The sequence below is a fragment of the Anaerococcus obesiensis genome (genome assembly GCF_016599815.1).
In the GTDB taxonomy this organism is placed as follows: Bacteria; Bacillota; Clostridia; order Tissierellales; family Peptoniphilaceae; genus Anaerococcus; species Anaerococcus vaginalis.
Map to the genome: position 1 here is coordinate 973,976 of NZ_CP067016.1, position 23,900 is coordinate 997,875.

18 protein-coding genes and 1 pseudogene are annotated in these 23,900 nt (G+C 31.3%); 17 read left to right on the forward strand and 2 right to left on the reverse strand.

The annotated features are described in order from the left end of the window. The first annotated feature begins 31 nt into the window (after positions 1-31). Together rpoB and rpoC are read left to right on the forward strand one after the other, a co-directional pair. Entirely contained in the window at positions 32-3,742 is a 3,711-nt protein-coding gene (gene rpoB / locus I6H46_RS04925; protein ID WP_019118161.1) for a DNA-directed RNA polymerase subunit beta, read from the forward strand. Positions 3,743-3,752: 10 nt separating this feature from the next. Further along, positions 3,753-7,313 (forward strand): DNA-directed RNA polymerase subunit beta', encoded by a 3,561-nt coding sequence (rpoC, locus tag I6H46_RS04930; RefSeq protein WP_019118160.1) that lies wholly within the window; start codon positions 3,753-3,755, stop codon positions 7,311-7,313. A gap of 30 nt (positions 7,314-7,343) precedes the next feature. On the opposite strand, the gene I6H46_RS04935 is transcribed toward rpoC, so the two are convergent. After that, positions 7,344-7,625, reverse strand: coding sequence for a hypothetical protein (locus tag I6H46_RS04935; RefSeq protein WP_019118159.1), 282 nt, complete (start codon positions 7,623-7,625; stop codon positions 7,344-7,346). A gap of 326 nt (positions 7,626-7,951) precedes the next feature. On the opposite strand from I6H46_RS04935, the pseudogene I6H46_RS04940 reads away from it, so the two are divergent. The 13 genes and pseudogenes from I6H46_RS04940 to I6H46_RS05000 all read left to right on the forward strand — a co-directional run bounded on the left by I6H46_RS04940 (position 7,952) and on the right by I6H46_RS05000 (position 21,524). Continuing rightward, positions 7,952-8,785: pseudogene (locus tag I6H46_RS04940) on the forward strand (formate/nitrite transporter family protein). Between the two features lie 2 nt (positions 8,786-8,787). Further along, positions 8,788-9,288: an NADH-quinone oxidoreductase subunit NuoE gene (gene nuoE / locus I6H46_RS04945; RefSeq protein ID WP_019118157.1), complete on the forward strand. Its 501-nt coding sequence runs from the start codon at positions 8,788-8,790 to the stop codon at positions 9,286-9,288. A gap of 7 nt (positions 9,289-9,295) precedes the next feature. Next, entirely contained in the window at positions 9,296-10,834 is a 1,539-nt protein-coding gene (locus I6H46_RS04950; RefSeq protein WP_019118156.1) for an NADH-ubiquinone oxidoreductase-F iron-sulfur binding region domain-containing protein, read from the forward strand. 4 nt (positions 10,835-10,838) lie between these two features. Further along, the gene (locus I6H46_RS04955; RefSeq protein WP_019118155.1) at positions 10,839-11,783 is read left to right on the forward strand and encodes a 2Fe-2S iron-sulfur cluster-binding protein; all 945 of its coding nucleotides are present in this window, start codon (positions 10,839-10,841) and stop codon (positions 11,781-11,783) included. Between the two features lies 1 nt (position 11,784). Further along, positions 11,785-14,481, forward strand: a complete 2,697-nt coding sequence (gene fdhF, locus I6H46_RS04960; protein WP_019118154.1) for a formate dehydrogenase subunit alpha — start codon at positions 11,785-11,787, stop codon at positions 14,479-14,481. Continuing rightward, positions 14,474-14,974 carry a ferritin family protein gene (locus I6H46_RS04965; RefSeq protein ID WP_019118153.1) on the forward strand — a complete coding sequence of 167 codons (501 nt, stop codon included), beginning with the start codon at positions 14,474-14,476 and terminating at the stop codon, positions 14,972-14,974. The genes fdhF and I6H46_RS04965 overlap by 8 nt, the downstream gene beginning before the upstream one ends. Beyond that, positions 14,974-15,594, forward strand: a complete 621-nt coding sequence (gene mobA, locus I6H46_RS04970) for a molybdenum cofactor guanylyltransferase (RefSeq protein ID WP_200225480.1) — start codon at positions 14,974-14,976, stop codon at positions 15,592-15,594. Before I6H46_RS04965 ends, mobA begins: the two co-directional genes overlap by 1 nt. Next, the gene (locus I6H46_RS04975) at positions 15,581-16,279 is read left to right on the forward strand and encodes a formate dehydrogenase accessory sulfurtransferase FdhD (RefSeq protein WP_019118151.1); all 699 of its coding nucleotides are present in this window, start codon (positions 15,581-15,583) and stop codon (positions 16,277-16,279) included. Before mobA ends, I6H46_RS04975 begins: the two co-directional genes overlap by 14 nt. Positions 16,280-16,408: 129 nt before the next feature. Then, on the forward strand, positions 16,409-17,506 hold the full coding sequence (locus tag I6H46_RS04980) for a molybdopterin molybdotransferase MoeA (protein ID WP_234287265.1): 1,098 nt from the start codon (positions 16,409-16,411) through the stop codon (positions 17,504-17,506). Beyond that, entirely contained in the window at positions 17,503-19,398 is a 1,896-nt protein-coding gene (locus tag I6H46_RS04985; RefSeq protein WP_019118149.1) for a molybdopterin biosynthesis protein, read from the forward strand. Before I6H46_RS04980 ends, I6H46_RS04985 begins: the two co-directional genes overlap by 4 nt. A gap of 9 nt (positions 19,399-19,407) precedes the next feature. Beyond that, positions 19,408-20,307, forward strand: a complete 900-nt coding sequence (locus I6H46_RS04990) for a substrate-binding domain-containing protein (protein WP_019118148.1) — start codon at positions 19,408-19,410, stop codon at positions 20,305-20,307. 1 nt (position 20,308) lies between these two features. Next, the gene (locus tag I6H46_RS04995; RefSeq protein WP_019118147.1) at positions 20,309-20,971 is read left to right on the forward strand and encodes an ABC transporter permease; all 663 of its coding nucleotides are present in this window, start codon (positions 20,309-20,311) and stop codon (positions 20,969-20,971) included. Beyond that, positions 20,943-21,524 (forward strand): energy-coupling factor ABC transporter ATP-binding protein, encoded by a 582-nt coding sequence (locus tag I6H46_RS05000; protein ID WP_019118146.1) that lies wholly within the window; start codon positions 20,943-20,945, stop codon positions 21,522-21,524. Before I6H46_RS04995 ends, I6H46_RS05000 begins: the two co-directional genes overlap by 29 nt. On the opposite strand, the gene I6H46_RS05005 is transcribed toward I6H46_RS05000, so the two are convergent. Beyond that, positions 21,516-22,682 carry an aldehyde ferredoxin oxidoreductase N-terminal domain-containing protein gene (locus I6H46_RS05005; RefSeq protein WP_200225482.1) on the reverse strand — a complete coding sequence of 389 codons (1,167 nt, stop codon included), beginning with the start codon at positions 22,680-22,682 and terminating at the stop codon, positions 21,516-21,518. The genes I6H46_RS05000 and I6H46_RS05005 overlap by 9 nt on opposite strands. 194 nt (positions 22,683-22,876) lie before the next feature. On the opposite strand from I6H46_RS05005, the gene rpsL reads away from it, so the two are divergent. Both rpsL and rpsG read left to right on the forward strand, forming a co-directional pair. After that, on the forward strand, positions 22,877-23,287 hold the full coding sequence (gene rpsL / locus I6H46_RS05010; RefSeq protein WP_004838162.1) for a 30S ribosomal protein S12: 411 nt from the start codon (positions 22,877-22,879) through the stop codon (positions 23,285-23,287). Between the two features lie 138 nt (positions 23,288-23,425). Continuing rightward, on the forward strand, positions 23,426-23,896 hold the full coding sequence (gene rpsG, locus I6H46_RS05015; RefSeq protein WP_004818603.1) for a 30S ribosomal protein S7: 471 nt from the start codon (positions 23,426-23,428) through the stop codon (positions 23,894-23,896). Positions 23,897-23,900 lie beyond the last annotated feature (4 nt).

Below are 23,900 nucleotides of genomic sequence, written 5' to 3' on the forward strand. Positions count from 1 at the left end.
GGCTAAAAGCAAGATAAAGGAGTAATTTATAGTGCAATATCATAAAGAGTTATTTGGTAAAACTGAACGTGTTAGCTTTTCTAAATTTCCTCAAGTTCTTGATTTGCCAAACCTATTAAAAGTTCAAAAGGATTCTTATAGGTGGTTTGTCGAAGAAGGCTTGGGAGAAATCTTGGAAGATATTTCCCCAATCGAAGATTATAATGGCAATTTAATACTTGAATTTGTTGGATATGATTTTGATGATGAAACAAAATATACAATAGAAGAAGCAAAATACAAAGATACAACATATTCTAGAGACCTTAAAGTTAAGGCTAGGCTTATTAATAAGGAAACTGAAGAAGTAAAAGAGCAAGAAGTATTTATGGGAGATTTCCCAATGATGACAGACTCAGCAACTTTTGTAATAAATGGTGCTGAAAGAGTTATTGTAAGTCAGCTTGTAAGAAGTCCTGGAGTTTATTATGCATCAGAGCTTGATAAATCAGGAAATAAAATGTATTCTTCAACAGTTATACCTAACAGAGGAGCATGGATTGAATTTGATACTGACGCATCTCATACAGTAAATGTAAGACTTGATCGTACAAGAAAACTTCCAGCTACAACTCTTGTAAGAGCTTTACTTTTTGAAAATGATGAAGAAATAATTGAAGCTTTAGGAGATACTGAACATTTAAGAAACACTCTTGAAAAAGAAAATTCAGAAACAAGCGAAGAAGCTTTAATAGAAATTTACAAAAAATTAAAACCAGGAGACCCTGCCAGTCTAGAATCTGCACAAAATTTAATAAATAATCTTTTATTCGATGATAGAAGATATGACCTTGCTAAAGTAGGAAGATACAAATACAACAAGAAACTAGCTTTACATGATAGGCTTATAGATCAAATTTCTGCAAAAGATGTAGTAAGTGATGAAACAGGCGAGCTTTTTGTAAAAGCTGGAGAAATGATAGATAGACAAACTGCTCTTAATATAGAAAATAGCGGAATTAATGTTGTAGACATAATTGTAAAACAAGAAAACGGTGAGGACAAAGAATTAAGAATTTGTGGAAACCACTTTGTTTATCTTGATTCTTTTGAAGAATTAGAGGGATTTGATCTTGAAGATCTTGAATTATCAGAAAAAGTATATTATCCAGTAATGAGAGAAATACTTGACGAAAATGAAGATAAAGAATCAATTATAAATGAAATTGAAAGAAGAAAAAAAGAACTTTGTCCAAAAAATATAGTAAAATCTGATATTCTTGCTGCAGTAAATTATCAATTTAACCTTTTTGAAGGAATAGGCGATGTTGATGATATTGACCACTTAGGAAATAGAAGAGTTAGAGGCGTTGGAGAATTATTACAAAACCAATTTAGAATTGGTCTTGCAAGAATGGAAAGAGTTGTAAGAGAAAGAATGACAACTCAAGATCCTGACCTTGCAACTCCTCAAGGACTTATAAATATAAAACCAGTAACAGCTGTAATAAAAGAATTTTTCGGCTCAAGTCAGCTTTCACAATTTATGGATCAAACAAATCCAATGAGTGAGCTAACTCACAAAAGGAGATTATCAGCTTTAGGACCAGGTGGACTTTCAAGAGATAGGGCAGGAGTAGAAGTAAGGGACGTTCACGATTCCCACTACGGAAGAATTTGTCCAATAGAAACTCCAGAAGGTCCAAACATCGGTCTAATTACATCTCTTACAACTTATGCAAGAATTAATAAATATGGATTTATTGAAACACCTTACAGAAAAGTTGGCAAAGATGGACACGTAACAGATGAAATAGATTATTTAACTGCAGATGTTGAAGATAATTTCATAATTGCCCAAGCTAACGAGCCACTTGATGAAAATAATAGATTTATAAATGATCGTGTATCAGGACGTGGTATAAATGGAGAAAATGATATTTATCCAAGAGAAAAAGTTGAATATATGGACGTTTCTCCTCAACAAATCGTATCAGTTGGAGCAAGTTTAATTCCTTTCTTGGAAAATGACGATTCAACTCGTGCCTTGATGGGTGCCAACATGCAAAGACAAGCAGTTCCTCTTTTAAAATCCCAAGCTCCAATAGTTGCTACAGGAATTGAACATAGGGCTGCAAAAGATTCTGGTGTTTGTGTAGTAAGCAAAAACGCTGGAGAAGTTGTATATGTTGGAGATGAAAAAATCAGAATCAAAAGAGATTCAGATGGAGAAATTGATTATTATAGACTTCTTAAATTTAGACGTGCAAACCAAGGGACAACAATTAACCAAAGACCAATTGTAAAACTTGGAGAACATGTTGATGCAAACGAAATAATTGCAGATGGTCCTTCAACAGAACAAGGAGAGCTTGCCCTTGGTAAAAATATCCTTATTGCCTTTACAACATGGGAAGGATATAACTACGAAGATGCTATGCTTTTAAATGAACAATTAGTAATGGATGATGTTCTTACATCAGTTCACATAGAAGAGCATGAATGCGAAGCTCGTGAGACAAAACTTGGTGCTGAAGAAATAACAAAAGATATTCCAAATGTTGGCGATGACATGAAGAAAAATCTTGATGAAAATGGTGTTATTAGAATTGGTGCTGAAGTTAAAAGCGGCGATATTTTGGTAGGAAAAGTTTCACCAAAAGGAGAAACTGAACTATCTCCAGAAGAAAGATTACTAAGAGCAATCTTTGGAGAAAAAGCTCGTGAAGTTCGTGACACATCACTTACAGTTCCACATGGAGAAAGTGGTATTGTTGTTGATGTAAAAGAATATAACAAAAAAGATGGAGATGAATTATCTCCAGGTGTAAACAAAGTTATTAGAGTTTTTGTTGCAACCAAAAGAAAAATTATGGTTGGAGATAAAATGTGTGGTAGACACGGTAACAAGGGTGTTGTTTCAAGAATTATGCCAAGAGAAGATATGCCTTTCCTACCAGACGGAACTCCAATTCAAATTTGTTTGAATCCATTAGGTATTCCTTCACGTATGAATATCGGACAAGTTTTGGAAGTTCACATGGGACTTGCTGCAAGAACTATGGGATGGAAGATTGCTACACCAGTATTTGATGGTGCTTTGGATACAGAAATAGAAGAAGCCTTAGAAGAAGCTCAAAAGACAGCTCCTTATGTAAATAAAACTGGAAAAATCAGACTTCGTGATGGTAGAACTGGAGAAGAATTTGATAATCCAGTTACAGTTGGAGTTATGTATATGCTAAAACTTCATCACATGGTTGAAGAAAAAATCCATGCTAGAAGTATTGGACCTTACTCACTTGTAACTCAACAACCTCTAGGTGGTAAGGCACAATTTGGGGGACAAAGATTTGGAGAAATGGAAGTTTGGGCTCTTGAGGCATACGGAGCAAGTCATACTCTTCAAGAAATGTTGACTGTAAAATCAGATGATGTTACTGGAAGAGTTAAAACTTACGAAGCAATTGTTAAGGGAGAAAATGTTCCAGAACCAGGCACACCTGAATCTTTCAAGGTATTGGTAAAAGAATTACAATCTCTAGCCTTAGATGTTGAGCTTTTAGATGAAGATGGAAATGTAATTGAAATTAAAGAAAATATAGATGAACAAGATAAGTTCTCAGAAGTTGAAAAGATTGATGCATCAAAAATTAGAAGCCAATCAAAAAAACTCAGTGGAGCAAATCTTTCAGCAAAAGAAGAGGAAAAAGTAGAAGTAACTGATTCTACTAATGAAGATATAGAAGAGCTAGAAGATTAAGGGGGATTTTTTGTCAGAATTACAAGAATTTGGTGCTATGAGAATGAAAATAGCATCTCCTGAAAAAATCAGATCATGGTCCCATGGCGAAGTAAAAAAACCAGAAACTATAAATTACAGAACACTTAAACCTGAAAAAGATGGTTTATTCTGTGAGAAAATTTTTGGACCAACCAAGGATTATGAATGCTCTTGTGGTAAATACAAGAGAATTAGATATAAGGGTGTTGTTTGCGAAAAATGTGGTGTTGAAGTAACAAAATCTAAAGTAAGACGTGAAAGAATGGGACATATTGAACTTGCAGCTCCTGTAAGTCATATATGGTATTTCAAAGGAATCCCTTCAAAAATGGGTTTACTATTAGATATGAGTCCAAGAGTTTTGGAAAAAATATTATATTTCGCATCCTATGTAGTAATAAATCCAGGAGAAACTGAATATTACGAAAAACAAGAATTATCTGAAAGCGAATATTCACAGGCTCTAGATAATTATCCAGATGATACAGAATTTCAAGCTGAAATGGGAGCAGAAGCTGTTAAAAAACTTCTTGCTAACATGGATCTTAAAAAAGAATATGAATCTTTAATGAAAGAACTTGAAGATGCAAAAGGACAAAAGAAAGTAAGGATTTCAAGAAGACTTGAAGTTGTCGACGCATTTTTAACAAGTGGCAATAAACCAGAATGGATGATACTTGATGTTCTTCCAGTTATGCCACCAGAACTTAGACCAATGGTTCAACTTGAAGGTGGAAGATTTGCAACAAGTGATTTAAATGATTTATATAGAAGAGTTATAAATAGAAACAACAGATTAAAAAGACTTCTTGACATTGGAGCTCCAGAAATCATTGTAAGAAATGAAAAAAGAATGCTCCAAGAAGCTGTAGATGCTCTTATAGATAATGGTAGACGTGGTCGTGCTGTAACAGGGGCATCAAATAGAAATATGAAATCTCTATCAGATTTATTAAAGGGTAAAAGTGGTAGATTTAGACAAAACTTACTTGGAAAAAGGGTAGATTATTCAGGACGTTCTGTAATAGTTGTAGGTCCAAATCTTAAATTTAACCAATGTGGTTTGCCACAAGAGATGGCTCTAGAATTATTTAAACCTTTTATTATGAATAAGGTTGTAGAAAAAGACCTTGCTCATAATTTAAAATCTGCAAAGAAAATGGTTGAGAAAAAAGATCCAAGAGTATATGAAATACTTGAAGATGTAATAAAAGACCATCCAGTTTTATTAAACCGTGCTCCTACACTTCACAGACTTGGTATCCAAGCTTTTGAACCGGTTTTGGTTGAAGGAAAGGCGATGAAACTTCATCCACTTGCTTGTCCTGCTTTTAACGCGGACTTTGACGGAGACCAAATGGCAATACATTTGCCTTTATCAAATGAAGCACAAATTGAAGCAAGACTTTTGATGATGTCAACAAACAATATTCTTGGTCTAAAAGATGGTAAGGCAATAACAACTCCATCCCAAGATATGGTTCTTGGTGCATATTACTTAACAACTATTAAAGAAGGTGCAAAGGGCGAAGGAATGATTTTCGAAAATATTTCAGAAATGAAAAAAGCTCTTTTAAATCATGATGTTACCCTTCAAACAAAAGTTGGAGTAAGAATTAAAAAAGATGAAAAAGATCCTGGAAAAATTGTAAATTCTTCAGTTGGTAGATTTATCTACAACGAAGGAATTCCACAAGATTTAGGATATGTAAATAGAAAAGAAGATCCATATTCTCTAGAAGTTGATCAAGTTACATCATCTGGTGTATTAAAAGAAATTGTTGATCGTTGCTTTAGAAAACATGGAAATATAAAAACAGCATCAGTTCTAGATTATATAAAATCAACAGGTTATAAGTTCTCAACTCTTTCAGGACTAACAGTTTCTATGTCAGACGTTACAATTCCACATCAAAAATGGGATATAGTTTCAAAGGCTGATAGCGAAGTTGATAAGTATGAAAAACTTTATAGACGTGGATTTATAACTGATAATGAAAGATACGAAAAAGTTATAGATATTTGGAGAGAGGCAACTGATGAAGTAACAGCAGCTCTACTTGACGAATTAAAATCTGACAATAATATTAAAATATTTGCAGATTCTGGAGCCCGTGGTTCTACAAACCAAATCAGACAATTAGGTGGAATGCGTGGACTTATGTCAAGAGCTGATGGAAAAATCATAGAAATTCCTATAAAGGCAAACTTCCGTGAAGGACTTTCAGTACAAGAATACTTTATTTCAACACACGGTTCTCGTAAAGGACTTACAGATACAGCTTTAAGAACTGCCGATTCAGGATATTTAACAAGAAGAATGGTAGATATTTCTCAAGATGTTATTGTAACAGAAGATGATTGTGGTACAGATGGATATGTAGTTGCTCGTGAATTTAAAGATGGAAATGAATTAATCGAAAATTTATTTACAAGAATTGTAGGACGTACATCATTTGAAGATATTTATGATAATGATGGGGAACTTATAGTTAGTAAAAATCAAATTATTGATGAAGATAAGGCTGACAATATTGTAGCAAATGGAATTAAAGAAGTTAAACTTCGTTCAGTTCTAGAATGTAAATCTAAACATGGTGTTTGTGAAAAATGTTATGGTAGAAACCTTGCTACAGGCAAGAAAGTAAATATTGGAGAGGCTGTAGGAATTATAGCTGCTCAATCAATCGGAGAGCCAGGTACTCAGCTTACAATGAGAACCTTCCACTCAGGAGGAATTGCAGGAGTAGGAATTACTCAAGGTCTTCCAAGGGTTGAGGAGTTATTTGAAGCAAGAAAACCAAAAGGACTTGCCTTCATTGCAGAAAATTCTGGTACAGTTTCACTAATTCAAAATGAAAAGAAAACTGACGTTGAAATTTTATCTGAAGATGGATATTCTAAAAAATACAATATTCCATTTGGTGCAAGACTTTTAGTATCAGAAGGAGATGTGGTTGAAAAAGGACAACAACTAACAGAAGGTTCCCTTGATCCACACGATGTACTAAAAGTTTTGGGAAAAGTTGGAGTTCAAGATTACATCACAAAAGAAGTTCAAAAAGTTTACAGACTTCAAGGTGTAGAAATTGACGATAGACATATAGAAGTTATTACAAAGCAAATGCTTAAAAAAGTAAAAATAGAAGACGCTGGAGATACAGAATTTTTACCAGGTTCATTGCAAGAAATTAGAGAAGTAAGAATTGCAAATGAACAAATGCAAGAAGAAGGCAAAAAGCCATGTGAGTATTCTCAACAACTTCTAGGAATTACAAAAGCATCACTTGCAACAGAATCTTGGTTATCAGCAGCATCTTTCCAAGAAACAACAAGAGTTCTTACAGATGCATCAATAAAAGGAAAAGTTGATGATCTAAAAGGACTAAAAGAAAATATAATCATAGGAAAACTAATACCAGCAGGTACAGGGATGAAAGTCTACAATGACTTTGATATTAACTATGAAAATAAAGACCTAGAAGATGCACAAATCCAAATGAATATAGAAGAAGTAGAAAATAGAGAAAAAGAAGCGTTAAATGAATAAAAAAATAAGAGCCAGCATAAGCTGGCTCTTTTATATTGTGTTTATTAAATTTAAAACTACAAATACCAATAATAAAATTATAGTTAGTTTTTTGTATTTTATATCTTTAAAATTAAAATCAACTTTTTGAACTTTTGCTAAAAATATGGAAAAAATCAAAAATCCTAGGGAATAAATTAAGGATCTTTTCAAAGATTCTTGTTGACTGTTTTTATAAATGTAAAAAAAAGCTAAATATTGAATAAGCAAAACTAAACTTGCAGCACAAGGAAGAGCATGAATATATTGTCTGTAATTTTCTTTAGAATTCATAAAATTCTCCTTTCCTATAAATTCATTATAGGGGATTTGTTCTTAATAGACAAATTAAATTTTAAGAGGCTATTGCAAAATATGAATAAATTATTTTGCAACAGCATCTTTTTATTTTCAAAAAATTAAGATAGGATAAATAAAAAACCGTATTTCAGGAAAAAGATTTCTTTGCTATAAATACAAATTAATTGTTAAAATTAAAACACATATAAATATTTAGTGAAATCGATTGACATAATTATTAAAAAGATTTAAAATTTAATTAAGTATAGTTTTAATATATAAAAATATGTCTATATGATTTTAAATAAAAAGGAGGAGCTATGGCAAATATTTTAGGACCAGATGAGATTTTGGACAGGGTTAGTGATGCTTATGTAAAAAAGGCTAGGGCAAACGCAAAAAGACTTTTTATCCTTTCATTTTTGGCAGGTGCTTTTATCGCTTTTGCAGCGGCAGGATCAAGTTTTGCATCTTTTAATTTGCTAGCAAATAAAGATACTTTGGGTCTTGGCAAATTAGTTCAAGGCTTGTGTTTTACTCCAGGTTTAATTTTTGTTCTTATTGCAGGAGCTGAGCTTTTTACTGGAAATAATTTAATGCTTATTTCTGTATATGACTAAAAAATCAATATTAAAGAGCTTTTAAGAGCTTGGGGCATTGTTTATTTGGGCAATTTTATTGGATCAGTTTTTGTAGCATTTTTAATGATGAAATCAGGTCAATGGAATGCATGCGATTCTATGCTTGGGGCAAGAACAATTTTAATTGCAAATTCTAAGGTAAATCTTGGATTTTCTGAGGCTTTTATCCTTGGTATTTTTTGTAACTGGCTAGTTTGTTTGGCTGTTTGGATGTCTTTTGGATCTGATAGTCAAGTTGGCAAGATGCTTTGTGCATTTTTTCCAGTAATGTTGTTTGTTCTTTCTGGTTTTGAACATAGTATTGCAAATATGTACTATATTCCAGCAGGAATTTTTGCAAAATCTGTTCCAGCTTATGCGGCTGCAAGTGGACTAGGAGATGGACTTACCTCACTTACTTGGTCAGGATTTTTCATCCATAATTTACTTCCAGTAACTTTAGGAAATATTGTTGGCGGAGGAATTTTTGTAGGTTTAGCTTATTGGTTATCATTGAGAAAAAAAGAGGATTAAATATGAAAACTATAAAAGGAAATTTTGTTTTTGATAAAGAAGAAAACAGGGAAAAAATTAACGAATTTAAAAGATTTATAGAAAAAAACAAGGATAGAAAAGGACCTTTGATGCCGATTCTACAAGAAGCACAAAGTATTTTTGGCTATCTTCCAGATGAAATGATGGAACTTATTTCAAATAAATTAAATATTCCATTAGCAGAAGTTTATGGGGTCGCAACTTTTTATTCACAATTTACTTTTATACCAAAGGGAAAAACTGATATACATATTTGTCTTGGAACAGCTTGTTATGTAAAAGGGGCTGCGGATATTTTAAATGAATTTGAACAAAGACTTGGTATAAAAAAAGGCGAGACCACTCCTGATGGAAAATTTTCTATTTCAGAGACAAGGTGTCTTGGAAATTGTGGAAAAGCTCCTGTTGTTGAAATAAATGGAGAGCAAGTTGAATATTTTACAAAAGATGATGTTTCTAAAGTTTTGGAAGAAAATAAGTAGGTGAATTATGATAAATTTGGAATATCTTGAAAATATAAAAGAAAATACGAAAGTTTCCCATCCAGAAAAACTTGAAAAAACTGACAATATTCAGGTTAAAATTGCCCTAAGAAATTGTGGAGTTATAAATCCAAGAAGTATCGATGAGTACATAGCAAGGGGCGGTTATTTTGCCCTACATAAGGCCCTATCAGAAATGGATAGGAAAGAAATTATTGAAATTATTTCAAATTCAATGCTTCGTGGAAGAGGTGGAGCTGGATTTCCTACTGGGAAAAAATGGCAAACTGCTTATGATTATGATGTAGATAAAAAATATATAATTTGTAACGCCGATGAGGGAGACCCTGGTGCTTATATGGATAGGTCAATTCTTGAAAATGACCCACATTCAGTTCTTGAGGCAATGGCTATTGCAGGTTATGCAATTGGAAGTGATGAGGGATTTATTTATGTAAGGGCTGAATATCCAAAGGCTGTTGAAAGTTTAAAATATGCTATAAAAGATGCTGAAGAAAAAGGTTTTCTAGGCAAAAATATTATGGATTCTGGTTTTGATTTTACAATTGAATTAAGGCTAGGCTCTGGTGCTTTTGTTTGTGGAGAATCTACAGCTTTGATGGAATCAATTGAAGGCAAAAGAGGAATGCCAAGGGTTAAAATCCATCGTACAGCCTTTAGGGGCTTGTGGCAAAAACCTACAGTTATAAATAACGTAGAAACTTTGGCAAATGTAGCTCAAATTATTATAAATGGTGCTGATTGGTACAGAAGCATTGGTACAGAAAAATCTCCTGGAACCAAAGTTTTCTCCTTGGTTGGGGATGTAAAAAACAGTGGATTGATCGAAGTTCCTATGGGAACAACTTTAAGAGAAATTATTTATGATTTGGGTGGAGGAATTGAAGGCGACAAAGAGTTAAAAGCTGTTCAAACAGGTGGACCATCCGGTGGATGTATTCCTGCAAAATATTTGGATTCATCTGTAGATTATGAAACCTTAAAAGAATTAAATTCTATAATGGGTTCAGGTGGAATGGTAGTTATGGATGAAAATACTTGTATGGTTGACATAGCAAGATTTTTCCTCGACTTTACTTGTGATGAATCCTGTGGAAAATGCGTTCCTTGTAGAGAAGGTACAAAGAGAATTTTGGAAATTCTTGAAAGAATCGTAGCAGGAAAGGGAAAAATGGAAGATATTGATAGGCTTGAAGAGTTAAGCGAATTGGTAACAGAGGCTTCTCTTTGTGGTTTAGGAAAATCTGCAGCCTTTCCAGTAATTTCCACCTTGAAATATTATAAGGATGAATACATAGACCATATTGAAAATAAACACTGCCCAGCTGGATCTTGTAAAGCATTATTATCCTATAAAATCGAAGATAATTGTATAGGATGTGGAACTTGTAAGAGAAATTGTCCTGTTAGATGTATTAGTGGAAAAGTTAAAGAAAAACATACAATTGATCAAGAAAAATGTATCAAGTGCGGAACCTGCTTTAATGTTTGTCCAATAAAACCAAAAGCTGTAGTAAAGGGATGATCTTATGACAGATATTACGATAAAAATTGATGGAAAAGAAATAAAAACTCAAAAAGATAGGTTCGTTTTGGATATAGCAAGAGAAAATGGGATAGAAATTCCTGCAATTTGCTATGATCCAAGTTTAAAGGCCTTTGGTGGATGTAGACTCTGTATAGTTGAAATTACAAAAAACGGTAGAAGTAAAATTGAAACCTCTTGTTCAGCAAGGGCAAGTGATGGAATGGAAGTAAAAACTCAAACGGAAGAATTAAAAGAAAAAAGAAGAAATATTTTGCAACTTTTACTAGATTCTCATCCAAATGATTGCCTAACTTGCCAAAAAGCTGGAACTTGTCTTTTACAAAAATATGCCTATGAATATGATGTAAAATTCAGGGACCATGATGGGGCAAAAAGAGAAGAAAAATATGATTTATCAAGCCCTTATATTTATAAAGACAATTCAAAATGTATTCTTTGTGGAAAATGCGTACAAATTTGTAGGCAAGTAGAAGAAAGGGCGATTTTATCTTTTGCCGACAGGGGCTATGACTCTTATATAGCTTGTGATTTGGGAGAAGATTTTGCTCATTCCTATTGTGTTTCATGTAACAGGTGCGTTTCAATTTGTCCTGTTGGAGCCTTGGTTGATAGAAGACTTATGGGAAAAATTAGAAATTTTGAAGGAGAAACTAAAGAAGTTAAGTGTAAGGTTTGCGATTATGGATGTGATTTTAATCTACATTCAAAAAATGGCAAAAATATTGCAGTTACTGCAAAAAAACCTGGTTCTGGAAGACCACTTTGCTTAAAGGGAAGAATGATGACAGAATTGATGTTTTTGGATAATCCAGATAAACCATACATGAAAGGGGCTGGAGAGTTTAAAGAAACTAATTGGATGACTGTTACAGGTTTAAATAATGTTTATAAAAAAATTGAAAAAATAGAAGACAAAGGAGAATAATATGAAAGTCATAATTAATGATTTTGAATATAATCTTGATACTCCTAAGACTATTCTTGAATTTTGTAAGGAAATTGGCATAGAAATTCCGACCCTTTGTAAGGATGAAAGACTTTTGCCAAATGGAGCTTGTAGACTTTGTATAGTTGAAATCGAAGGATATAAAACTCCAGTTACGGCTTGTTCACAAAAATTAAAAGATGGGATGAAAATTTATACTCACAGTGAAAAAATAATGAAAATGAGAAGAGAAATTTTGGATTTATTATTTTCAAATCATCCAAATGATTGCCTATCTTGTGATAAGTCTGGAAAATGTAAATTACAAAATTATTGCTATGAGTATGGAATAAGTGAGGGATCTTTTAAAAGAGAGATAAAAGATTTACCAATTGATTTTTCAAATAAATTTTATTCTTACGATCCTAATAAATGTATAAAATGTGGGATTTGTGTAAGTGTGTGCAATAATCTCCAAAATAGCCATGCCATAAGTTTTGTCGACAGAGGATTTGATACATATATTGGAACCCCTATGGATAAGGGACTTGGTTTTTCAGATTGTGTTTCTTGTGGAAACTGTGTTTCAGCTTGTCCGGTTGGAGCCTTAAATCCTAAGAAAAAATACGAAGAAGATAAGTTTAGGTATTGGGAAGTTCGTAAAGTTCAAACAACTTGCTCATATTGTGGAGTAGGTTGCCAAATTAATTTACTAATAAAAGGAAATAGGATTGTTGAAGTTGAACCAATTAATACAATTCCAAATGATGGGCTTTTGTGTGTAAAAGGAAAATTTGCCCACAAATTTGTAAACCATCCTGATAGACTTACAAAACCTCTTATTAGAAAAAATGGAAAATTAGTTGAAGCATCTTGGCAAGAAGCCTACAGAGTCATAAAAGAAAAATATGATGAAACTATGGAGAAAAAAGGTCCAGATGGATTTGGAGGATTTTCTTCAGCAAGATGTACAAATGAGGAAAATTATCTATTCCAAAAATTTGTAAGGACAGTTTTTAAAACAAATAATGTCGATCACTGTGCTCGTCTTTGCCACGCTTCAACCGTAGCAGGTCTTGCCAATACCCTTGGAAGTGGTGCTATGACCAACAGTATTGCAGAAATTGAAGGAACCGATGCCTTTATAATAATTGGAACAAATACAACAGAAAATCACCCAGTTATTGGAACAAAAATCAAAAAAAGAGTAAAAGAAGGGGCAAAACTTATAGTTATAGATCCTAGGGAAATCGAACTTGCAGATTATGCAGATATTTATTTACAAATAAAACCTGGAACAAATATTGCAGTTTTAAATGGCCTAATGCATATAATTTTAAAAGAAAATCTTCACGATATGGATTATATAAGTGAAAGATGCGAAGGCTTTGAAGAATTTAGAAAAACTGTAGAAAAATATACGCCAGATTTTGTGGCAGAAATTTGCCACATAAACAAAGAAGATTTGATAAAAGCTGCAAGAATGTATGCAAAAGAAGACAAAGGCGCACTTTACTATTCAATGGGAATCACCCAACATTCTTCAGGAACAAACGGAGTAAGATCAACTTCAAACCTACAAATGCTTACAGGAAATGTTGGTTTTGAATCTACAGGAATAAATCCTTTGAGAGGACAAAATAACGTTCAAGGAGCTTGCGATATGGGAGCTCTTCCAACAGATTATACAGGATATCAAAAAGTATTTATTGACCCTGTAAGAGAGAGAATGGGAGAGTTTTGGAAAAGAGATCTTCCATATAAAAAGGGCCTAACAATTACAGAGATGATGGATGCGGCAGACAAAGGAGAGCTTTCATTTTTATATATAATGGGAGAAAATCCTATGATTTCAGATCCAGACCAAAATCATATCAAAAAAGCCTTGAAAAAATTGGACTTTTTACTTGTTCAAGATATTTTCTTATCTGAAACTGCAGAATTTGCTGATGTAGTTTTACCAGCAGCATCTTTTGCAGAAAAAGACGGAACTTTTACAAATACAGAAAGAAGAATTCAAAGAATAAATAAGGCAATTGATCCTATTGGAGATTCCAAAGCTGATTGGCAAATTTTGATGGAAATTTCTACTCTTTTGGGATATGAAGAATACTATGCAGATCCTAGTGAAATTATGGATGAAATTGCTGCTTGTACTCCTTCATACGGTGGAATTTCTTACAAAAGGCTTAAAAAAGAATCTCTTCAATGGCCTTGCACAAACAAAGACCACCCTGGAACAAAATATTTACACAAAAATACAATGGCAAGGGGCAAGGGACTTTTTGTACCAATAGATTATGAAGAGAGCAAGGAATTGCCAGATGAAAAATATCCGTTGATTCTTACAACTGGAAGAATGCTTTACCAATATCACACAAGAACTATGACAGGAAAAATTGAAGGATTAAGTGAAATTGCAGGAAAATCTTATATAGAAATTTCTCCACAAACTGCAAAAATTTACAATATAAAAAATGGTGAAAAAATCAAAGTTTCATCAAGACGTGGAAGTGTAGAATCTTATGCGAAAGTAACTGAAAAAATAAATCCAGGAGTTGTATTTATGCCTTTCCATTATGTTGATGGACCAGCAAATAGGCTAACAAATCCAACCCTAGATCCAATTGCAAAAATTCCTGAGCTTAAAGTTGCAAGTGTTATGATTGAAAAAATAGAAAGGGGCTCTTATGTATGATCCAATAAAAATAATTAGCCTTGCCATGGAAATGGAATTATATGGGCACAATTTTTATAAAGATAATGCAGAAAAAAGTCAAAATCTACAAACTCAAGCAGTTTTTAAAAAATTATCAAAAATTGAGTGGAGTCATTATGAATATCTAAAAAATCTTCTTTCCAAATACAAGGGAGAAGATGTTGATGAAAAAGATTTGACTTTGCCAAAAGACAACGCAGAAGAATTTTTTGACCAAAGAAAAGAAAGCGAAAATTTGGACCAAAATTTGGAACAATCCATGATTCCTGATATGAATGTTTTAAGAATGGCATATCTTATTGAGGAAGATTTTAGAGATTATTATAAATCTATGGCAAAAAAAGTTGATGATGGAGAATTGAAAGAAATTTTAGAAAATTTTTCTAGTTGGGAAGATGAACACGCAAATATTTTCAAAAAAGAATATGATAAATTGATGGACCAATACATGAACATTAGCTGGGGTGGCTGATGGGAAATAAAAAAATGACGGCTCTCCTTCTTTGCGGAGGAAAAAGTACAAGGATGGGAGTTGATAAACAAAAGTTATCCTATAATGGTGTCTATTTGATTGACACCATTATAGAAAACTTGGCAAAAAATTTTGATCAAATCATAATTTTGTCAAATGAAAAAAACTTTTTTGAAAATAGGTATAAAAATTATAAAAATGATATACTAATTAAAGAAGATATAATAAAAAATATTGGCCCCTGTGCAGGATTGTATAGTGGCCTTATTTATGCAAAAAATGAGGATAATTTCTTGATTGCCTGCGATATGCCATATTTTAATCAAGATTACATTGATTTTTTGAAAGAAAAATCCTATGAAAAAATTTTAGCCTACAAAAATGAAAAATATTATGAGCCTTTTTTTGCCCTTTATCAAAAAGAATTGGCAAAAGATTTGGAAAAATATATAAAAAAGGGCGGACGCAGTTTGAATGGATTTTTAAGAGAAATTTCTCCTACCGTGATAAAAAAAGAAGAGATAAAAGAAATTAAAAATTTCGATAAAATTTTTAAAAATCTAAATTATCCTGATGATTGGAAAAAAATTATAGAAGAGAGTAAAAATGAATTCAGTTAAAAAATACCAAATTGAAAAAATTGGAAAGGGCAAGGACCTAAACTTGATGGATGAGGTCATTGTTGAATATCCTATAGAAATTTATGTAAATGGGGAAAAATTTACAAGACTAAGCTTAACTCCAGTTGAAATAGAAAATCTTGTCATAGGTCATCTTTATAGCAAAAATCTGATTAATTCAATAAACGATATTAAAAATTTAAAAATAGAAGAAAACAAAGCCTATGTTGAATTATACAAAGAAAAATCTCAAAAGAAGACTAGGGAGATTAAAAATCAAACAATTGATAGGGAAAAACTTTTTGAATTTTCTAAAAGATTTCAAAATGAGTCGGAGATTTTTAAAAGAACAGGTGGAGCTCATTCTTGTGCTCTTGTAAAAAATTACCAAATTATAAAATTTGAAGAAGATGTTTCAAGAAGCAATGCCGTTGATAAATTAATTGGCTATATTTTAAAAAATCAAATCGACCTATCAGATAAATTTATTTTTACATCTTGTAGGATAAGTGAAGTTATTATGGAAAAAATTTCAAATATAGGTTTTAACCTTCTTATTTCTCAGTCATGCCCAACAAGTTTTGCAGTTGATTTGGCAAGGGAGAAAAATATAAATTTGATTGGTTTTGCAAGAGGCGAAAGATTTAACATTTATAATAAAAATGAAAATCTTTTTATAAAATGAGGAAGTTATGGATTTATTAGATGTTGTAAAAATTGATGAGGCTATTGACTTACAAGTTTCTTTGATGGAAAAAATTGGATATAAGAAAAAACTACCCAAATAAAAACTTGCGATTCTTTAGGCTATATTTTGGCAAAAGACTTGATTTCAAAAGATAATTTGCCATGTTTTAGAAAAAGTACTATGGATGGCTATGCCATAAATTATAAGGATAGTCTAGGTGCGACTGATTCAATTCCTTCAATGTTAAAAGTTGTTGAAGAAATTCAAATGGGCAATATTCCCCAAAAAAAATTAAAAAGAGGCGAGGCCTCAAAAATTTATACTGGCGGTATGGTTCCAGAAGGAGCAGATGCAGTTTTACCCATAGAATATACAGAAATTTTGTCAAAAAAATTAATTTCAATCAGTAAGCCAGTTGTTTTTATGGAAAATATTATAGATATTGGCGATGATTCAAAAGTTGGAGATATTTACCAAAAAGAAGGAAAAATTATAGACCCTGAAACAATAGCCATGGCAGCAAGTTTGGGCTATGAAAAAATTGAAGTTTATGACAAATTAAAATGTAAAATTTTATCAACAGGAGATGAAATTATTCCGGTAAATGCAAAACTAGTCCCAGGAAAATCAAGGGATATTAATTCTTATATGCTTTATTCAATGTTGAAAAATATGGGAATTGATGTTCTTTCTATGAAACATCTAAAAGATGATAAAGACCTTATAAAAAAAGAGCTTGAAGAAGATTTGGACTTGATAATAATTTCTGGATCATCCTCAAAGGGAAACAAGGATTTTGTTCCAGAGATTACAAAAGAATTAAATCCTGGAATGATTTATCACGGAATTTCTATAAAACCTGGAAAGCCGACAAGTTTAAGTCAAAATAACAATACAATGATTTTGGGACTTCCTGGAAATCCTATTAGTGCCTATGCAGTTTTTAGGACGGTTTTTCAAAAAGCCTATGAAAAATATTTTAAAATTGACGAAAATTTAAAAATAAAATGCAAAATCAAAAGAAATATTGCTAATACTTCAGCAAAAACCATGATTTGTCTTGTTGAAATAAAAAAAGAAGGAGATGCGCTTGTGGCAAGTCCTATTTTTGGATTTTCTAACAATATTTCCCTATTAAAAAAAGCCAAGGGCTATATTGTAATTGATGAATACGTTGAAGGAATAAAAGAAAATGAAAAAGTGTGGGTGAATCTTATTAGATGAGAAATATTTATTTAGATACAAAAGAATTAGAAGAGGCAATAGAGATTTTCCACGAAAATATTGGGGGATTTTTTGAAGATGAAAAAAGTGAAATTATAGATTCCAAGGATGCCTTTGGAAGGATTTCAAAAAATGCAATTTTTGCAAAATATTCATCACCAGCCTACCATTCATCAGCCATGGATGGGGTAATGGTAAAAAGTGAGATGACAAAACTTGCAAGAGAAAATAAGCCCTTGTTTTTAAAAAATGAAGATTTTATTTATTGCAATACGGGCTCAGCCTTAATAAAACCCTATGATGCAGTAATAATGATAGAAGATGTAAAAATTCAAGAAGATGGAATTGTAATTTTAAAACCTGTAAATGCTTGGGAAAATATAAGAATCCAAGGAGAAGATGTAATCGAAAAAGATTTGATTTTTACATCTTACCACAAATTTAGGTCGGTTGATCTTTCAGTTTTAATTTCTGCAGGAATAAATGAAGTTGAAGTTTTAAAAAAACCAATTATTGGAATTATTCCATCTGGAAATGAAATAATTGATAACAAGGAAGACTTGGTCAAGGGAAAAATTATCGAATCAAATTCTTCAATGTTAAAATCTATGGCAAAAGAGTGTGGATTTGAAACAATAATTTATCCCATTGTAAAAGATGAAAAAGCACAAATTAAAAAAGTTCTAGAAAAAGCTCAAAAAGAATGCGATTTTGTAACATTGATTGCGGGAACTTCGGCAGGAAGCAAGGATTATACAAGAGAAATTGTGGAAGAAATTGGAGAGGTTTTTGTCCATGGACTTTCAATAAAACCAGGAAAACCAGCAATTCTTGGAAAAATTTCCCAAACTCCCTTTGTAGGACTTCCGGGCTATCCAGTTTCAACCCACATAGTTTTTGATAAAATTGTTCTTCCTACTCTTCTTAAAAAAATGAGAATTATTTCTGATGATAAAATAAAAATTAAGGCAAAACTTACCAAACCTGTAATTTCCTCTCTAAAAAACAGGGAATATATAAGGGTAAAAATTGGCTTAGTTGATGGAGAAATTATTGTAACACCACTTGATAGGAAGGCTGGATCCCTTTTTTCTCTATCAGAATCAGATGGTTATCTAATTATTGATAGAAATATCGAAGGCTATAATAGGGGAGATTTGGTAGAAGTCACCCTTCATAGTCCAATTCCAAAAAAAGTTTTTGAAAACAGGATGGTTTCGATTGGATCTCATGATATAGTTTTAGATATTTTAAATGATTTATTTGCAAAAGATAATAAGATTACAAGAATTTCATCATCCCACGTGGGTTCTTTGGCAGGACTCAAGGCCCTAAGCCAAGGCGACTGTATGCTTGCTCCTTCTCATTTGCTAGATCAAAATGGAACTTATAACAACGAAGCTATTGATTTATTTTTTGAAAAAGAAGAAGTTTCAAAAATAAATGTGGTTGGACGTAGGCAGGGGATTTTTGTTCAAAAAAATAATCCATTAAAAATCAAAAACATAGAAGACCTTCTTGATAAAAAAATGGTAAACAGGCAAAGAGGAGCAGGAACTCGTTTGTTGTTTGACTATTTGTTAAAAAATAAGAATATTGATCCAGAAACAATAAATGGATACGACAACGAAGTGACTACTCATTTGTCAGCTGCCCTTGCTGTAAAAAATGGGGATTGTGATTTTTCAATTGGAGTTGAATCTGCAGCTATAAAAATGGATATAGATTTTATTTACCTAAAAGATGAAGAATATCAATTTATAATAAAAAAAGAAAATTTAAAACTTGAATCTATCAAGGACTTGGTTGAAGTTTTAAGATCAGATGAATTTAAAAGTAAAATGAAAGACTTAGGTGGGTATAATACTAAGGAAAGTGGAAATATTTTATAGGAGGATAATATGAAAATTAAAAAACTAAATTTGTTGGCACTTGCTTTGTTATTTGGACTAACAGGATGTGGGAAAAATACGGAAGAAATAAAAACAGATTCCAATGTAAATTCTACAAGCAATGAAGTTGTGGAAAGCTCAAACGAAAATACAAGCGAAGAAAAAATTGTAAAGCTTACAACAACAACTTCAGTCAATGATTCAGGACTAATGGATTATTTGAGAGATGATTTCAAAAAAGACACAGGACTTGACATGGAAATTGTTTCAAAAGGAACAGGAGCTGCAATCGAAGATGCAAAGGCAGGAAATGCTGATGTAATTTTGGTTCACTCAAAAGATGCGGAAGAAAAATTTATTGAAGAAGGATATGGACTTGAAAGAAAATCTTTCATGCACAATTTCTTTGTAATAGTTGGACCAAAAGATGATCCAGCAGGAATCAAAGGAAAAGATGCAGAAGAAGCCTTCAAATTAATAAGTGAAAAGGACGAAAAATTTGTATCAAGAGGAGATGAGTCGGGAACCCACAACAAAGAATTAAAAATTTGGGAAAAAGCAGGTGTTGATGTTGACGAATTATCAAAAAAAGATAACTACAACTCACTTGGTGATGGAATGGGAGCAACTTTAACTTTTGCTTCAGAAAATAACGCCTATACACTTACAGATTTATCAACATTTTTAACCATGGAAAATGATTTGGATTTGGAAGTTTTAGTTGACCAATCAGATGCTCTTAAAAATGTTTATTCAATTATTATAGTAAATCCTGACAAAGTAAAAGGCACAAACCCAGATGTAGCTAAGAAATTCCAAGATTGGATGCTATCAGATAAGGCAAAAAAATTAATTAGCGAATACGGAAAAGAGGAATATGGTCAACAACTTTTCTTTTTAGGAGAATAGGATGAATGAAATTTATTCCATAGTTTTATTGACCTTAAAAATTTGTATAATTTCAACGATAATATCTGGAATTTTTGCAATTTTTTTGGCATTTTACCTTGGATTAAATGAAAATAAATTTATAAAAATATTAAAAATAATTATTAATGCTTTCACATCTTTGCCACCAGTAATAGCAGGAGTTTTTGTATATATTTTATTTTCAAAAAATGGAATATTTGGAAAACTTTCTTGGCTTTATACGCAAAAAGTTATAATAATTGCCCAAATTCTCATAGTAACACCAATAATTTGTGCAAATATATATCCAGCAGTAGAAGAAATTAGAAATTCATTTGTAGAAACTTGCTTAGGACTTGGAATTTCAAAATTCAAGATGTATAGGCAGTTAATAAAAGAAAGCTCTTATTCGCTTTCTTCGGCGCTTATAACAGGATTTGGTAGAGCTATATCAGAAGTAGGAGCTGTAATGATTGTAGGAGGAAATATAAGATATAAAACTAGGGTTTTGACATCCGCAATAGTTCTTGAAAATAATAAGGGAAACTATTCTATGAGTATAAAACTTGGAATTATTCTTATGCTAATTTCCTTTGGAATTTCTATTTTTGCAATGATTTTTTCTAGGAGAAATGATGATAAAAATAAAAAACGTACAAGCTAGAATTTATGAAAAATTATTATTTCACATAGAAGATTTTACTTTCTATGATGGAAAAAAATATATTTTAACTGGAGAAAATGGAGCGGGCAAATCGACATTATTAAAGTCTTTTATTGGAATAAATACATTTGTAAAAGGAAGTATTGAAAATGATAAAAATATAGTTTATCAAGCTCAAAATCCCTTTATTTTCAAAAAGACTTCAAGAGATAATTTTAAAATAATAGGAAAAAATATCGAAAATATAAAAAAAGACTTGGAATTTTTTGCAATAGAAAATTTATTAGACCAAAATATAAAAAGCTTATCAGGAGGAGAAAAGGAAAAAGTAGTTTTTTTAAGGACTATGTTAAAAGCAAATCAGACCTTGCTATTAGATGAACCCTTTTCTCAAATGGATAAAAAATCAAGGATTGATGCAAATATATTTTTGGATAAGTGGCTAAAAGAAAAAGAAGATAGGATGATAATTATAATAAGTCATGATAATTTAGATGATTATAGCTTTGACTATCACATAGAATTAAAAAATAAGCAGCTTAAATTAATTTAAGCTGCTTTCTAATTTTCCGATTTCTTTTATTAAATTCTCAACATCACAAGTACTATAATTTAAATTTGAAAGTTCATTTATGGTATTTACAATATTTGATAAATCTTTTGGGTTTGTAGCAAATAAACACATTCCTGCCGAATCAATTATCTTTAAATAATCCTTAGGCATATTTTTTCCTTTTTTATCTGATAAAGATTTTATTTTATATTTTTTCTCTAGATATTTTCTACCGCAAGCCAAATCACTATAAATTTCATCTTTTTTATCACTTACGATTTTTTTTGTAATATTATCCAATTGGTCGATATTTAAATTTTCGAATTTGTAAATATGGTTTAAATATTTATATGAAAATTCTATGCTTTTTGATAAGCCATAAATATCAATTCCATACTCATCAAGTCTAGTTTTTATTTTATTTAATTTTTCTAAATCGTCATCATTATAAGAATTTTTAATTGAAAAAAGATTTTCTTTTTCGTGAAATTTTTTATCAAAACAACCCAAAATACATCCATCACATTGTCTATTGGGATTTTTTTTAAAAATTGATGGACTATTTATCTTTCTTAAATTATTTTTTTTAACCGAAATGGAAATTACATTTTTTTCATACAAAAGATTTGAAAGATTTTTTGAACAACCACGATATTTATCTTCAACAAGTCTTGCCAAATTATCTTTTTTTATAGTTGAATTTGTAATATAAATAGAAGATAAATCATCTCCATATTTTTTCCTTAAATAATTAAAAGTAGAAGAGTTTGAATGATTTTTATTAGAATTTTCATTAAATAGTATTTTATCTTTATCAATATAAATTTCCACAGGAAAATCAGACTTATTTAACAAAATAAGTCCATCATAAGAATTTGATTTAAGAAAATAAGAAAAAACTCCTCCCATATTTTTGTAGAAAATTTTACCCGAATTATTTTTTCCCATAATTATAAATTTAGAAATTGGATTTTTATATTCAATGATTGAAGATGTAAAAATCATCCAAGGATTTTTAAAATTTTTGTTTTTATTAAAAAAAAACAAAGAAAGAGCAAATCCACCCATATAAAAATTTTTAGTTTTTTTATCAATATATTCAATTTCATATTTCTTTTTTTCTAGATCTAGCAATAATATTTTATAAAATTTTTCCATATCTTCCTCTTTTTGATTACATTGTACTATTTATAAAAAAATTTGTAAGAATTTAATTAAATCAAAAATAATTTTAAATATCTAAAAGCCTTTAAATTACTTGACATATATATACTAAGAGTGTAAAATTAATAAGGATTGGCGTAAGGCCAATTTTTAAGATGATTAAAATTTAGAAAAAAAGGAGGTGCATTATGCCTACAATTAATCAACTTGTTAGAAAAGGTAGAAAAACTACTAAGGAAAAATCAGATACACCAGCTTTAGGTTATAACTTCAATACTCTTAAAAGAAGACAAACTAAATCTCAATCACCACAAAAACGTGGAGTTTGTACTTCAGTAAGAACAGTTACACCTAAAAAGCCTAACTCAGCTTTGAGAAAAATTGCCAGAGTAAGACTTACTAATGGTGCAGAAGTTCTTTCTTATATACCAGGAATCGGACACAATCTTCAAGAACACTCTGTTGTACTAATTAGAGGAGGAAGAGTAAAAGACCTTCCAGGTGTTAGATACCATATCATAAGAGGTACTCTTGATACAGCAGGAGTAGAAGGAAGAAAACAAGGTAGATCTAAATACGGAGCTAAAAAAGATAATTAGTAGTATTTAGATGTAGTGCATAATGTACTGAGATTAAAATAAAAGTATATGTGCACACGAACGGCTTTAAGGTCGTTTTTAAGGCCTTATGGTCGAGTACTAAAGATATTACTAAAATTGGTAAAGGAGGGAAGCAAAGTGTCAAGAAAAGGACATATACCAAAAAGAGAGGTAATGCCTGATGCAAAGTATAACGATAGAGTTGTAACAAAACTAATCAACAACGTTATGCTTGATGGTAAAAAAGGCGTTGCTACAAAAATAGTTTATGATGCTTTCGAAATAGTTGGAGAAACTTCAGGAAATGATCCATTAGAAGTATTCTACCAAGCTTTAGAAAATATTATGCCAACACTTGAAGTTAAAGCAAGAAGAATAGGTGGAGCTAACTACCAAGTACCTATGGAAGTTAGACCAGAAAGAAGACAAACTTTAGGTTTAAGATGGTTAGTTAATTTCTCAAGAGCACGTGGAGAAAAAACTATGGTAGAAAGATTATCTAAAGAAATTTTAGATGCATCAAACAATGCTGGTGCCAGCGTTAAACGTAAAGAAGAAATGCACAGAGCTGCAGAAGCTAATAAAGCTTTCGCACACTATAGATATTAGGGGG